This window comes from Pseudomonas asgharzadehiana (assembly GCF_019139815.1).
Taxonomy (GTDB): Bacteria; Pseudomonadota; Gammaproteobacteria; order Pseudomonadales; family Pseudomonadaceae; genus Aquipseudomonas; species Aquipseudomonas asgharzadehiana.
This window is the reverse complement of sequence record NZ_CP077079.1, coordinates 5,325,273-5,338,010: the sequence shown is the minus strand read 5'-3', so window position 1 is coordinate 5,338,010 and position 12,738 is coordinate 5,325,273. Positions and strand designations below refer to the sequence as shown.

The 12,738-nt window shown below is 57.5% G+C and carries 12 protein-coding genes; 9 read left to right on the top strand and 3 right to left on the bottom strand.

Going from position 1 to position 12,738, the window contains the following annotated elements:
- Nucleotides 1-97 precede the first annotated feature (97 nt).
- The 3 genes from KSS96_RS24220 to KSS96_RS24210 form a co-directional block, all read right to left on the bottom strand.
- Nucleotides 98-370, bottom strand: a complete 273-nt coding sequence (locus tag KSS96_RS24220; RefSeq protein WP_017528768.1) for a TfoX/Sxy family protein — start codon at nt 368-370, stop codon at nt 98-100.
- Nucleotides 371-573: 203 nt separating this feature from the next.
- Nucleotides 574-918: a pentapeptide repeat-containing protein gene (locus KSS96_RS24215; RefSeq protein ID WP_017528767.1), complete on the bottom strand. Its 345-nt coding sequence runs from the start codon at nt 916-918 to the stop codon at nt 574-576.
- Between the two features lie 92 nt (nt 919-1,010).
- On the bottom strand, nt 1,011-2,567 hold the full coding sequence (locus KSS96_RS24210; RefSeq protein WP_065876798.1) for a bifunctional aminoglycoside phosphotransferase/ATP-binding protein: 1,557 nt from the start codon (nt 2,565-2,567) through the stop codon (nt 1,011-1,013).
- Nucleotides 2,568-2,685: 118 nt separating this feature from the next.
- On the opposite strand from KSS96_RS24210, the gene mrcB reads away from it, so the two are divergent.
- From mrcB to msrQ, 9 genes are all read left to right on the top strand, one after another.
- Nucleotides 2,686-5,010, top strand: coding sequence for a penicillin-binding protein 1B (mrcB, locus tag KSS96_RS24205; protein ID WP_017528765.1), 2,325 nt, complete (start codon nt 2,686-2,688; stop codon nt 5,008-5,010).
- A gap of 16 nt (nt 5,011-5,026) precedes the next feature.
- A complete protein-coding gene (locus tag KSS96_RS24200) occupies nt 5,027-5,761 on the top strand; it encodes a tetratricopeptide repeat protein (protein WP_017528764.1) in 735 nt (244 codons plus the stop codon).
- Complete coding sequence (locus KSS96_RS24195) at nt 5,761-6,090, top strand: YqcC family protein (RefSeq protein WP_017528763.1); 330 nt, start codon at nt 5,761-5,763, stop codon at nt 6,088-6,090. Before KSS96_RS24200 ends, KSS96_RS24195 begins: the two co-directional genes overlap by 1 nt.
- A gap of 431 nt (nt 6,091-6,521) precedes the next feature.
- Entirely contained in the window at nt 6,522-8,246 is a 1,725-nt protein-coding gene (locus KSS96_RS24190) for an acetolactate synthase 3 large subunit (RefSeq protein ID WP_026067331.1), read from the top strand.
- 2 nt (nt 8,247-8,248) lie between these two features.
- A complete protein-coding gene (gene ilvN / locus KSS96_RS24185; protein ID WP_003176102.1) occupies nt 8,249-8,740 on the top strand; it encodes an acetolactate synthase small subunit in 492 nt (163 codons plus the stop codon).
- 47 nt (nt 8,741-8,787) lie between these two features.
- Entirely contained in the window at nt 8,788-9,804 is a 1,017-nt protein-coding gene (ilvC, locus tag KSS96_RS24180; protein ID WP_003194132.1) for a ketol-acid reductoisomerase, read from the top strand.
- A 143-nt stretch (nt 9,805-9,947) separates the two neighbouring features.
- On the top strand, nt 9,948-10,805 hold the full coding sequence (gene pssA, locus KSS96_RS24175) for a CDP-diacylglycerol--serine O-phosphatidyltransferase (RefSeq protein WP_065876800.1): 858 nt from the start codon (nt 9,948-9,950) through the stop codon (nt 10,803-10,805).
- Between the two features lie 63 nt (nt 10,806-10,868).
- Nucleotides 10,869-11,882, top strand: coding sequence for a protein-methionine-sulfoxide reductase catalytic subunit MsrP (msrP, locus tag KSS96_RS24170; RefSeq protein ID WP_068937239.1), 1,014 nt, complete (start codon nt 10,869-10,871; stop codon nt 11,880-11,882).
- On the top strand, nt 11,882-12,502 hold the full coding sequence (gene msrQ / locus KSS96_RS24165; protein ID WP_017528759.1) for a protein-methionine-sulfoxide reductase heme-binding subunit MsrQ: 621 nt from the start codon (nt 11,882-11,884) through the stop codon (nt 12,500-12,502). Before msrP ends, msrQ begins: the two co-directional genes overlap by 1 nt.
- Nucleotides 12,503-12,738 lie beyond the last annotated feature (236 nt).

Genomic DNA, 12,738 nt, shown 5'->3' with positions numbered 1-12,738 from the left:
ATTCTCATTTGTGAGTCAACAGTTGTTTTTGCCTGCTTTTGGTTTTTTCTCAAACATCTGTTCGAAACCCGCGTAGACCTTGGGTTTGCCGGCCATTTTAAATTTTCTGGCGCGCTGCAATCGCCTCCAGTTGCCGGTTCAATGCTTCCTTGCGCTCCGCAGGAATGTCGTTCCAGTGCACATCCATCAAGGCGCCTTCAATGGCGTACAACAAAACCTTGGAGGCCCGGAAGCCACGGGTCCTTACGGCTCGATATGCATCGACCGCCCCCAGGCGACGCAAGTCCGATGCACTGTGGATGCCCACCGCATGCAGCCATTGTGCTGATGTCTTGCCGAGGTTCTTCAGGTGTTGCAGCTCATCGTTCATCAAGCCTCCTTGCAACGGCCGAATGGTGCGGTGGGTATCGTGACCAGGCAAGCCTGAAAGGGAGTGTAGCGCTCAGTAGGAAAAGCGTGGTTCTTTGGTCCGAAACGGCCCAAAAGCTTATAAGAATGGCGCGGGGATTTTGACGGCGGGCAGGGTAAAGCGCCCGCTACGCATTGCGCGTAGTCGGGCCTTGGGCGGATGTATTACTTGGTGCGATAGCGCAGGCGGGTGCCGAAGTTGACCGACATAAGGATTTCGTCGGCGGTCAACTCAGGCGGGAAGTAGGTGCCCGAAATCTGTGCATGGGCCAGGCTGGCGCCCTCCAGCGAGCAGTGACGCAAATCCAGGCCGCGCAGATCGGCGGAGCGGAAGTACGCATCAGTGAAATCCACGTCATCCGCGTGCAGGTCGCGTAAGTCCAGCCCACGGAAGTCGCCACCGCGCATGTCGATGACGCCTTCTTTCGGGCGTTGATGATTGAAACCTCGAATATCGTCTTTATGCAGGAGCGCGTAGAGCGGGGTATCAAGAAGCTTAGGCTGACTCATGAGGGCACCTCCTGTTGGATTTATGACGCCATTATAGTGCCACTATTGCTGGGGCGTGCGCCCAAGAAGACGACACGCCCAAGAAATTTTTCTTACAGACCAGGCAGGCGTTGACGAATTTGTGCGACCAACGCATCGAGGGTTCCGCTTTGGTTGGTCTCGACACATTTGCTCAGCAGCAGCTCTTCAGCGGTCAGCGGGTCACGGTTGGCCTGCTGTTCTTCAATAACGGCCAGCGTAGCGTCAGACGGATCATTTTTATCTGTCTGACGTTGTGCCAGCCAACTGGCGATAACAGCTGATGGCGCGTTGCAATCCAGGATCAGGAAGGGAGCGCCAGTGGCTTCGGCAACCTTGGCGGCTGCGTCGCGCTGCTCGCGCTTGAGGAAAGTGGCATCCAGCACCACCGGGAAACCGGCGCGTAGCACGGTGTCGGCGATTTCATTCAGGCGAGCGTAGGTCTTGGCGCTGGCATCTGTGGTGTAAATACCCGCCTGCGGGGTGTTTTCTACCTGCTGCTCGCCGAACAGGCGCTTGCGCTCCACGTCCGACCGCAAGCGTATGGCCCCCAGTGCTTCTACCAGGCGCATGGCGACGTGGCTTTTGCCCACTGCGGACACGCCGTGGGTAATCGCCAGGAAACGCGAAGGAATGGTGCTGTAGCTTTCCGCCAGGTTGGCGTAGTTGCGGTATTGACGCAGGGTGGTGGCGCGCTGCACCGGGCTTGCCTCGCTCGGCATACTGAACAGCGACACCTTGGCGCGTACCAGTGCGCGGTAGGCTTTGTAGAAATTCAGCAGTTCAAGGCCCTGATAATCGCCGGTCAGCTCCAGGTATTGGCTGATGAAGCGGCGAGCGAGGGACTTGAGGCCGCGGTCTTCCAGGTCCATGGCCAGGAACGCGGTGTCGGCGTACACGTCGGTGAAACGGAACGGTTCGTTGAACTCGATGCAGTCGAAGATCACTACGTGGCCATCGATCAAGGTGGCGTTACCCAGGTGAATGTCACCGTGGCACTCGCGAGTGAAACCGTCGATTTTGCGCTGTGCCAGCAGGGGTTTAAGGCGTGCGAAGCTGCTTTCGGCCCAGGCTTGGAGCGCTTCCAGTTGGGCCAGGTCGGCTTTATCGCTGAGAAACGGGCGAATCTGATCGAAGTTCTGCCGAACCGGTGCCATCACTTCGTTCGCGGTACCGGCGGGGTGTTCCTGCGGGACCTTTGGTGCGGTGAGATGAAAGTGCGCAATTTGTTTGGCCATCTCATCGATGTGTACGCTGGTCAGCTCGCCGTTGGCCTGCAAAGTGCTGAGCAATTGGCTTTGCGGGAACTGACGCATCTTCAGTGCGTACTCGATCACCGGCCCTTCACCGCCCAATCGAGGTGTGTCGGCCGTACCGGTAATCGGCAGCACGTCCAGATACAAATCCTGGGTCAAGCGTTGGTTGAGGCGCAGTTCTTCGTTGCAAAAGTGGCCGCGTTTTTCCAGATCGGTGAAATCCAGAAAGCCGAAGTTCATCGGCTTCTTCAATTTATAAGCGTAAGGCCCCGTGAGCACTACCCACGAAATATGGGTTTCGATGACGTGGAACGCTTCAACCGGATGAGGGTATAAAGCCGGGTTTTGCAGGGCAGCGATCAGTGTTTGGCTCACGGGCGATCCTTCAGAGTCTGGGGGAAATCATGGCGGGCATTATGGCCGCTACGGGCGGTCGTGCAAACCGCTGTCGGGCTCATGTTGAACATCAATAAAGTGCGTATAATCCGCCGCCATGACTCGAACCCGATCTCCCCGTTCCCGTAAAAAACCTCCTTCCAGTGGCCTGCGTCCGTGGCTCGGCTGGGCGCTCAAGCTCGGCCTTGTGGGCCTTGTGGTGCTCGCAGGCGTCGCGGTGTACCTCGACGCCGTGGTCCAGGAGAAGTTCTCCGGCAAGCGCTGGACCATTCCGGCCAAGGTGTACGCACGCCCGCTGGAGCTGTTCACTGGCCAGAAGCTGAGCAAGGATGACTTCCTCACTGAGCTCGATGCCCTGGGCTACCGTCGTGAACCCGTGAGCAACGGGCCGGGCGCGGCGGCTGTCAGCGGTAATACGGTCGACCTGAACACCCGCGGCTTTCAATTCTATGAAGGCCTGGAAAAAGCCCAGCCGGTACGCGTGCGTTTTTCCGGTGACTATGTGGCGGAGCTGTCATCGCTCAACGGCTCTAAGCTACCGGTGGTGCGCCTCGAACCACTGATGATCGGTGGGATTTACCCGAAGAACCTTGAAGATCGCATCTTGATCAAGCTTGATCAGGTGCCGCCGTATCTGCTTGAAACCCTGGTTGCCGTCGAGGACCGCGACTTTTATAGCCACTGGGGCGTCTCGCCGAAGTCGATTGCCCGCGCGATCTGGATCAACACCTCCGGCGGCAAGATGACTCAGGGCGGCAGTACGCTGACCCAGCAGTTGGTCAAGAACTTCTACCTGACCAGCGAGCGCAGCCTGACCCGCAAACTCACCGAAGCCATGATGGCGATGCTGCTTGAGCTGCACTACAGCAAGCAGGAAATCCTCGAGGCGTACCTCAACGAGGTCTTCGTCGGCCAGGATGGCCAGCGTGCGGTACACGGTTTCGGTCTGGCCAGCCAGTTCTTCTTCGGTCAGCCGCTGTCCGAGCTGAAGTTGCATCAGGTCGCCTTGTTGGTGGGCATGGTCAAGGGCCCGTCCTACTACAACCCGCGCCGCAACCCTGAGCGTGCGTTGGAGCGTCGCAACCTGGTGCTTGATGTGTTGGAGCAGCAGGGTGTGGCCACCGCTGAGCAAGTTGCAGCAGCGAAGAAAATGCCATTGGGTGTGACCACTCGTGGCAAATTGGCGGACAGCTCTTTCCCCGGCTTCATCGATTTGGTTAAACGCCAGTTACGTGAAGATTACCGCGACGAAGACTTGACCGAAGAAGGCCTGCGGATCTTTACCAGTTTTGACCCGATCCTGCAGATGAAAGCGGAAGCGTCGGTCAACGACACCTTCAAGCGTCTGACGGGCCGTAAAGGTTCCGATGAAGTAGAAGCGGCGATGGTGGTGACCAACCCGGAAACGGGTGAAGTCCAGGCCATGATCGGCAGTCGCCAGGCCAGCTTTGCCGGCTTCAACCGTGCTCTGGATGCGGTGCGGCCGATCGGCTCGCTGGTCAAGCCGGCGGTCTACCTGACGGCGTTGGAAAAACCGAGCAAATACACCCTGACCAGTTGGCTGTCGGATGACCCATTGTCGGTCAAAGGCGGGGATGGCCAGGTGTGGACGCCGCAGAACTTCGATCGCCGCTCCCATGGCACCGTATTCCTGTACCAGGGGCTGGCGCATTCCTACAACATTTCCACTTCGCGCCTGGGCCTTGAAGTGGGCGTGCCGAATGTTCTCAAGACCCTGGCGCGACTGGGTATTACCCGTGAGTTCCCGGCCTTTCCGTCGATCCTGCTGGGTGCTGGCGCAATGACGCCGATGGAAGTCGCGACCATGTATCAGACCCTCGCCAACGGCGGTTTCAATACCCCTATGCGCGGGATTCGCAGTGTGCTGACCGCTGAAGGTGAGCCGCTCAAGCGCTACCCGTTCCAGATCCAGCAGCGTTTCGATGCGGGTTCGATCTACCTGATCCAGAACGCGATGCAGCGCGTGATGCGTGAAGGTACCGGCAGTTCTGTCTATAAAGTGCTGCCGTCCAACCTCACGTTGGCGGGCAAGACCGGTACCAGTAACGACTCACGTGACAGTTGGTTCGCCGGTTTTGGTCAGGACGTGCTGGCGGTGGTGTGGCTGGGTCGTGACGATAATGGCAAGACGCCGTTTACCGGTGCGACCGGTGCGCTGCAGGTCTGGACCAGTTTCATGCGCAAGGCCGACCCGCTGCCGTTAAACATGCCGCAGCCGGATAACATCGTGCAGGCCTGGATTGATCCGCACACAGGTCAAGGCTCCGATGCCAACTGCCCGGGCGCGGTGCAGATGCCGTATATTCGCGGCAGCGAACCACCTCCTGGAGCTGCGTGCGGTGGCGGTGCCCCCGCTGACGCGGAATCGGTGATGGACTGGGTCAAGGGCTGGATGAATTAAGCAAAGAGGGTTTCAAGTGAACAAGTGGTGTATTCCAGCGATTACAGTTCTGGCTTTGCTCGGCGGCTGTTCCAGCGTGCAGCGCGGCTCCATTCCCGTGGTGGACTCGAGCACGGCCGTTTCCAATAACGACCGCATCTCGGCCAATGGCGGTTTCCGCCAGACCGTGACCAACCGTCCGGCGCAAGCCAAGCCGCAGGCCATGCCTCAGGATTCGGGCGTTGTAGTGATGGTGCCGGGCGGCGGTGCTGCCACGTCGGCGCCGATCAGTGCGGAGCCGTGGACGCCAGGGCCAAGCACTTCCGGGCCGATCGACGCTGCGCCGATTCAGGCGGCGCCGGTCAACCAAGGCACCTACACGATGCCGTCGACGCCGAGTGGCATTCCTTCGTCTTCCAATGCGGGCGGCCTGTCGGCTGATGAGCAGTTGGATGGCCCGGTGCTGGCGCTGCTGACCACTGCGCAGCAACAACAGGCGGGGGGCGATTTGAACGGTGCGTCGTCCAGCCTTGAGCGCGCGCAACGCGTTGCGCCTCGCGAGCCGCAAGTGCTGTACCGCCTGGCACAGGTCCGCATGGCCCAGGGGGATGCGCCGCAAGCCGAGCAGTTCGCTCGTCGTGGGCTCTCGCTGGCCAATGGTCGTCCCGACCTGCAAGCCAGCCTGTGGGCTCTGATTGGTGATGCACGTGCTGCGCAAGGCGATGCCGCCGGCGCTGCGCAGGCCCGTCAAAAAGCCAAGGTCAACCTCTGATGGATGCACGGTTTCCCGCGATAGCCGAACAGTTATTGCTGATCGAGCGCGAGTTGCGCGTGCAGGGCTGGTGGGACGAAGTGTCCCCCAGTGCGCAGGCGCTCAGCAGCGTCGAGCCGTTTTCGGTGGACACACTGGATTTCCATCAGTGGCTGCAGTGGATCTTCCTGGCACGTATGAAGCAGATCCTCGAACAGGACCTGCCGTTGCCCAATGCCTCGGGCATCCTCGAAATGGCAGAGATGGTTTACGCCGATCGGCCACGCGAGAGCCTTGGATTGCGCAATGCGCTGAAAAAGTTCGATCAATTGATCGTCGACGCTCGTTAATTGCCTGACTGCCGGGTTTTTCGGCAGTCTTGCGCATATTTCTACCGCTTGACGACATTCAGGCGAGTTTTATCCCTCCTCAAAGGCCTTTCTTCTACGTTCTCATGCGCTTAGTTGGAAAAAAGCGCAATTATTGCTTGACTTGAAGGGCCTGAAACACAAGAATCCAAAGTCCGCTGTATCGGGACTGCCAGAAGCAGGCCCGCTCGGCAGATCATGAGGCGCACATCCGCGCCGACCTGTTACACCCGCAACGCGTTACCTCGCGCTGGGTGGGAAAAGCCCGCAACACTTGGGACGATCCCAATACTTGCTCAGTCAGTGCTGACGTAGTCGGCGACCACCGTCGCTCATGCTCTGTTGAGAAGTAAACCTATTAAGACCCGTCGGTTTTCAACGGACGGTATTCTGGCGTTTTAGAGGTGAACAACGTGGAGCTTTTATCTGGCGGTGAGATGCTCGTCCGCTTTTTGCGTGACGAAGGCGTCGACTATATCTACGGGTACCCAGGTGGTGCTCTGCTGCATGTTTACGACGCACTGTTCAAGGAGCCGGCTGTTACCCACATCCTGGTTCGCCACGAACAGGCCGCGACCCATATGGCTGACGGTTATGCCCGTGCCACCGGTAAAGCCGGTGTGGTACTGGTGACCTCTGGCCCAGGCGCAACCAATGCCATTACCGGCATCGCGACTGCGTATATGGACTCTATCCCGATGGTGATCATCTCTGGCCAGGTGCCTAGCACCATGGTCGGTACCGATGCATTCCAGGAAACCGACATGATCGGTATCTCCCGGCCGATCGTGAAACACAGCTTCATGATCAAGCATGCGTCGGAAATCCCGGAAGTCATGAAAAAGGCCTTCTACCTCGCTCAGTCCGGTCGTCCGGGTCCTGTAGTGGTCGATATCCCGAAAGACATGACCAACCCGGCTGAAAAATTCGAATACGTTTTCCCGAAGAAAGCCAAGCTGCGCTCCTACAGCCCGGCCGTGCGTGGGCACTCTGGGCAAATCCGCAAGGCAGCAGAAATGCTTCTGGCGGCCAAGCGCCCAGTGCTGTACTCGGGCGGTGGCGTGATTCTGGGCGGCGGTTCCGCACCGTTGACCGAACTGGCCAAGATGCTCAACCTGCCGGTCACGAATACCCTGATGGGCCTCGGCGCATTTCCAGGCACGGATCGTCAGTTTGTCGGCATGCTCGGCATGCACGGCAGCTACACCGCCAACCTGACCATGCACCACGCCGACGTGATCCTGGCGGTGGGCGCACGGTTTGATGACCGTGTGATCAACGGCGCGAGCAAGTTCTGCCCGAATGCCAAGATCATTCACATCGACATCGACCCGGCGTCCATTTCCAAGACCATCAAGGCCGACGTGCCGATCGTTGGGCCGGTGGAAAGCGTGTTGACAGAAATGGTCGCCGCGCTCAAGGACATCGGCGAGACGCCGAACAAGGAATCCGTTGCCAGTTGGTGGAAGCAGATCGATGAATGGCGCGGCGATCGCGGCTTGTTCCCTTACGACAAGGGCGACGGCAGCATCATCAAGCCACAAACCGTGATTGAGACCCTGTGCGAAGTGACCAAGGGCGATGCCTTTGTGACCTCCGACGTAGGCCAGCACCAAATGTTCGCCGCGCAGTATTACAAGTTCGACAAGCCCAACCGCTGGATCAACTCCGGTGGCCTGGGCACGATGGGCTTCGGTTTTCCCGCGGCCATGGGGGTGAAACTGAGCTTCCCGGATGCCGACGTTGCCTGCGTCACCGGCGAAGGCAGCATCCAGATGAACATCCAGGAGTTGTCGACGTGCCTGCAGTACGGCCTTCCGGTGAAGATCGTCTGCTTGAACAATGGCGTACTGGGCATGGTTCGTCAGTGGCAGGACATGAGCTACGGTAGCCGTCACTCCCATTCCTACATGGAATCGTTGCCGGATTTCATCAAGTTGGTTGAAGCCTATGGCCATGTCGGCATTCGCATCACTGATTTGAAAGATCTAAAGCCGAAGATGGAAGAAGCGTTCGCCATGAAAGACCGCCTGGTGTTCATCGATATTCAGGTGGATACCAGCGAGCACGTCTATCCGATGCAGATCAAAGACGGCTCTATGCGCGACATGTGGCTGAACAAGACGGAGCGTACTTAATCATGCGGCATATTATCTCCCTGCTTCTGGAGAACGAACCCGGCGCTCTGTCTCGTGTTGTCGGCCTGTTTTCGCAACGCAACTACAACATCGAAAGCCTCACCGTGGCCCCGACCGAAGACCCGACCCTGTCGCGCCTGACGTTGACCACCGTGGGTCATGATGAAGTGATCGAACAGATCACCAAGAACCTCAACAAGCTGATCGAAGTGGTCAAGCTGGTCGACCTGTCGGAAAGTGCCCACATCGAGCGCGAGCTGATGCTGGTTAAAGTCAAGGCCACGGGTGCTCAACGTGCCGAGATCAAGCGCACTACCGACATCTATCGCGGGCAGATCGTCGATGTGAGTGCCAGCGTTTATACCGTTCAACTGACCGGTACAAGCGACAAGCTGGACAGCTTCATCCAGTCGATCGGGACGGCCTCGATTCTGGAAACGGTACGCAGTGGTGTCACCGGGATTGCCCGTGGCGACAAAGTACTCAGCATCTAACCCAAATTAGTGAATGGCCTTACGGCCTGGATATATAGAGGAACCTCATGAAAGTTTATTACGATAAAGATTGTGACCTGTCGATCATCCAGGGCAAGAAAGTCGCCATCATCGGCTACGGCTCCCAAGGTCACGCGCAAGCCTGCAACCTGAAAGATTCCGGCGTTGACGTGACTGTTGGCCTGCGTAAAGGCTCGGCCACTGTTGCCAAGGCTGAAGCTCACGGCCTGAAAGTGACTGACGTTGCTTCCGCTGTTGCGGCTGCCGACCTGGTCATGATCCTGACTCCGGACGAGTTCCAGTCCTCGCTGTACAAAAACGAAATCGAGCCGAACATCAAGAAAGGCGCCACCCTGGCCTTTTCCCACGGCTTCGCGATTCACTACAACCAGGTTGTGCCGCGCGCTGACCTGGACGTGATCATGATCGCGCCAAAAGCGCCAGGTCACACCGTACGTTCCGAGTTCGTGAAAGGCGGCGGTATTCCAGACCTGATCGCTATCTACCAGGACGCCTCCGGCAACGCCAAGAACGTTGCGTTGTCCTACGCTGCCGGCGTGGGTGGCGGTCGTACCGGCATCATCGAAACTACCTTCAAGGACGAGACCGAAACCGACCTGTTCGGCGAGCAAGCCGTTCTGTGTGGCGGTACCGTTGAGCTGGTCAAAGCAGGTTTCGAAACCCTGGTTGAAGCTGGCTATGCGCCGGAAATGGCCTACTTCGAATGCCTGCACGAACTGAAGCTGATCGTTGACCTCATGTACGAAGGCGGTATCGCCAACATGAACTACTCGATCTCCAACAACGCCGAATACGGCGAGTACGTGACTGGCCCGGAAGTGATCAACGCCGAGTCCCGTCAGGCCATGCGCAACGCCCTGAAACGTATTCAGGACGGCGAGTACGCCAAAATGTTCATCAGCGAAGGCGCTACCGGCTACCCTTCTATGACCGCCAAGCGTCGTAACAACGCTGCTCACGGTATCGAAGTGATCGGCGAGCAACTGCGCTCGATGATGCCGTGGATCGGTGCCAACAAGATCGTCGACAAAGCCAAAAACTAAGTCGAGCGCATCAAGAGAAAACGCGGCCTAGGCCGCGTTTTTTCGTTTGAGAGGCCGGTTCTGGTATAAAGCTGCATCGTTTGCGTGCGAACACTCGCCGCGAGTATTTGTCGAATTTTTCACACCGTTGCAAGGTAAAGTCCATGAGCGAACGTCCCGAAGAGCCAAGCCAGGCTTCTGACGCCGAAAGCCTGCTGCCGATCGATGAGCATGTCGAAGAAGGGCATGACGCGGAAGGCCGCAAGGTCCGGCATCGTGGCATCTATCTTTTGCCCAACCTGTTCACCACGGCGAACCTGTTCGCCGGGTTCTATTCCATTATCAACTCCATGAGTGCTCAGAGCGCGCTGGCGGCGGGTGATGCTGCGAGTGCCAGCAAGTATTTCGGCTTTGCTGCCATTGCGATCTTTGTCGCCATGGTGCTCGACGGCCTGGATGGTCGCGTGGCGCGTATGACCAATACTCAAAGTGCCTTCGGTGCCGAGTACGACTCGCTCTCGGACATGGTTGCCTTTGGTGTTGCTCCGGCGCTTTTGGCATTCGCCTGGGCGCTGGGTGATATGGGCAAGGTGGGGTGGATGGTTGCCTTTATTTATGTCGCGGGCGCGGCGTTGCGTCTGGCACGCTTCAATACCCAGGTAGGAACTGCCGACAAGCGTTACTTCATCGGCCTGGCCAGTCCGGCGGCGGCGGGTGTAGTGGCGGGGATCGTCTGGGCGTTTAGTGACTATGGCATCCAGGGATCGAAAATGTCGTTCCTGGTGGCCTTGATGGTCGCTGCGGCCGGGATGTTGATGGTCAGTAACATCAAGTACAACAGCTTCAAGGAGCTGGACCTTAAGGGGCGCGTTCCCTTCGTGGCTATCCTGGTGGTCGTGCTGGCGTTCGCCGTGGTCTTCAGTGATCCGCCGCGTATCCTGCTGTTGGCATTTCTGGTTTATGCCGTCTCGGGGCCGATTCAGTACCTGCTGCATCTGCGTCGGGACAAAACGTTGCCTTAATGTAATTTCCCCCATACTCCGCAGTCTATTGGTGCATCAGTCCTCCAATGCTGCGGAGTTGCCATGTTAATCAAATTGTCTAAAGCGTCCGATTGTCATGAATCGGATGTCACGCCTGAATCTTTTTATCTCTCTCGCCGCAGCTTACTCGGTGGTGCGTTGGCGGGTATTGCCGCCAGCAGCTTGCCGCGTTGGGCCAGTGCCGAGGATGCTGCGCGTTATGCCGACGTTGAACCGGGCAAAGCGCCTGATTGGTTTGCCGAGAAACTGCCGGCTACCAAATGGCAGGCAGTGACGGCTAAAGACGAAGCCATTACGCCATTCAAGGATGCCACCCACTACAACAACTTCTATGAGTTCGGCATAGATAAGGGCGACCCTGCGAACAATGCAGGCTCACTCAAGACCGAGCCCTGGAGCGTGGTGATTGATGGTGAGGTTGCAAAACCGGGGCGTTATGCCTTGGAAGACTTCATGAAGCCCTATCAATTGGAAGAGCGGATCTATCGTTTGCGCTGTGTGGAAGCTTGGTCGATGGTCATTCCATGGATAGGCTTTCCAATCTCTGCCTTGCTCAAGCAGGTTGAGCCAACTTCCAAGGCCAAATACATTCGTTTCGAAACCCTTCAGGATCCCAAGAGCATGCCTGGGCAGCGTTCGAGTTTCGGCTTGATCGACTGGCCGTATGTAGAAGGGTTGCGTCTGGATGAAGCAATGAATCCCTTGGCGATTCTTGCTGTTGGTATGTATGGGCGGGAGCTGCCGAATCAGAACGGCGCACCGTTGCGTCTGGTTGTGCCGTGGAAGTACGGTTTCAAGAGCGTGAAGTCAATCGTGCGGATCAGCCTGGTAAGCGAGCAGCCGAAAACCACCTGGCAGAGCATTGCGGCGGATGAGTATGGGTTTTATGCAAATGTGAACCCGACAGTCGATCATCCTCGTTGGACCCAAGCGCGCGAGCGTCGCTTGCCGAGTGGCCTGTTCAGTCCCAATGTGCGTGAAACGCAGATGTTCAATGGCTACTCAGAGGAGGTTGCTTCTCTTTATAGCGGTCTCGATCTGCGGAAGAACTACTGATGCGTTACCCCATCTGGCGCATTGGCATCTTTATCGCTGCGGCGGTGTGGCCGTTGTTATGGCTATATCAAGCGTGGAGCTTTGCGCTGGGGCCGGACCCGGGCAAGGTATTGGTTGATCGACTCGGCTTGGGTACGTTGATCCTGTTGTTGGTTACCCTGGGTATGACGCCACTGCAGAAGCTCAGTGGTTGGGCTGGGTGGATTGCTGTACGCCGCCAGCTTGGTTTGTGGTGCTTCGCTTATGTCGTGCTGCACCTGGCTGCCTATTGTGTGTTTGTCCTGGGCCTTGATTGGTCACAGTTGGGCGTGGAGTTACGTAAGCGGCCTTACATTATTGTCGGGGCGTTGGGCTTCTTGGCGTTGTTGGTGTTGGCGGTAACGTCCAATCGCTATAGCCAGCGTCGGCTGGGTAGCCGCTGGAAGAAATTGCATCGCCTTGTTTATGTGATTCTGGGGCTTGGCCTACTGCATATGTTGTGGATTGTGCGGGCTGATCTGAAGGAGTGGGCTATCTATGCTTCTATAGGTACGCTGCTCCTCGTATTACGGATTCCGCCCTTGATGCGTCGAATCCCTCGCCTTATTGCAAAAAAAGCACCTTCTGCAACGAAAGTGTAATTAACGCTTGACCGCAGACTCTGGAAGCCTATAATTCGCCCCACTTCCGGCGCAGTCGAAACGTAAAACTCCTTGGTAAACAATGAGTTACGCAGTTTTCGGCAGCAAGTTGCTTCAGTTCATCGAAGCCAAAAGGAAGTTGAAAAAGAGGTGTTGACAGCAGCGTGTAACGCTGTAGAATTCGCCTCCCGCTGACGAGAGATCGGAAGCGCAAGTGGTTGAAGTTGTTGAAGAAA

What these genes read in the sequence shown, in the direction of transcription:
- ilvN (WP_003176102.1), top strand. Translation starts at nt 8,249, where the DNA reads ATGCGGCATATTATCTCCCTGCTTCTGGAGAACGAACCCGGCGCTCTG.
- KSS96_RS24220 (WP_017528768.1), bottom strand. Translation starts at nt 370, where the DNA reads ATGAACGATGAGCTGCAACACCTGAAGAACCTCGGCAAGACATCAGCA.
- KSS96_RS24195 (WP_017528763.1), top strand. Translation starts at nt 5,761, where the DNA reads ATGGATGCACGGTTTCCCGCGATAGCCGAACAGTTATTGCTGATCGAG.
- msrQ (WP_017528759.1), top strand. Translation starts at nt 11,882, where the DNA reads ATGCGTTACCCCATCTGGCGCATTGGCATCTTTATCGCTGCGGCGGTG.
- ilvC (WP_003194132.1), top strand. Translation starts at nt 8,788, where the DNA reads ATGAAAGTTTATTACGATAAAGATTGTGACCTGTCGATCATCCAGGGC.
- msrP (WP_068937239.1), top strand. Translation starts at nt 10,869, where the DNA reads ATGTTAATCAAATTGTCTAAAGCGTCCGATTGTCATGAATCGGATGTC.
- mrcB (WP_017528765.1), top strand. Translation starts at nt 2,686, where the DNA reads ATGACTCGAACCCGATCTCCCCGTTCCCGTAAAAAACCTCCTTCCAGT.
- pssA (WP_065876800.1), top strand. Translation starts at nt 9,948, where the DNA reads ATGAGCGAACGTCCCGAAGAGCCAAGCCAGGCTTCTGACGCCGAAAGC.
- KSS96_RS24215 (WP_017528767.1), bottom strand. Translation starts at nt 918, where the DNA reads ATGAGTCAGCCTAAGCTTCTTGATACCCCGCTCTACGCGCTCCTGCAT.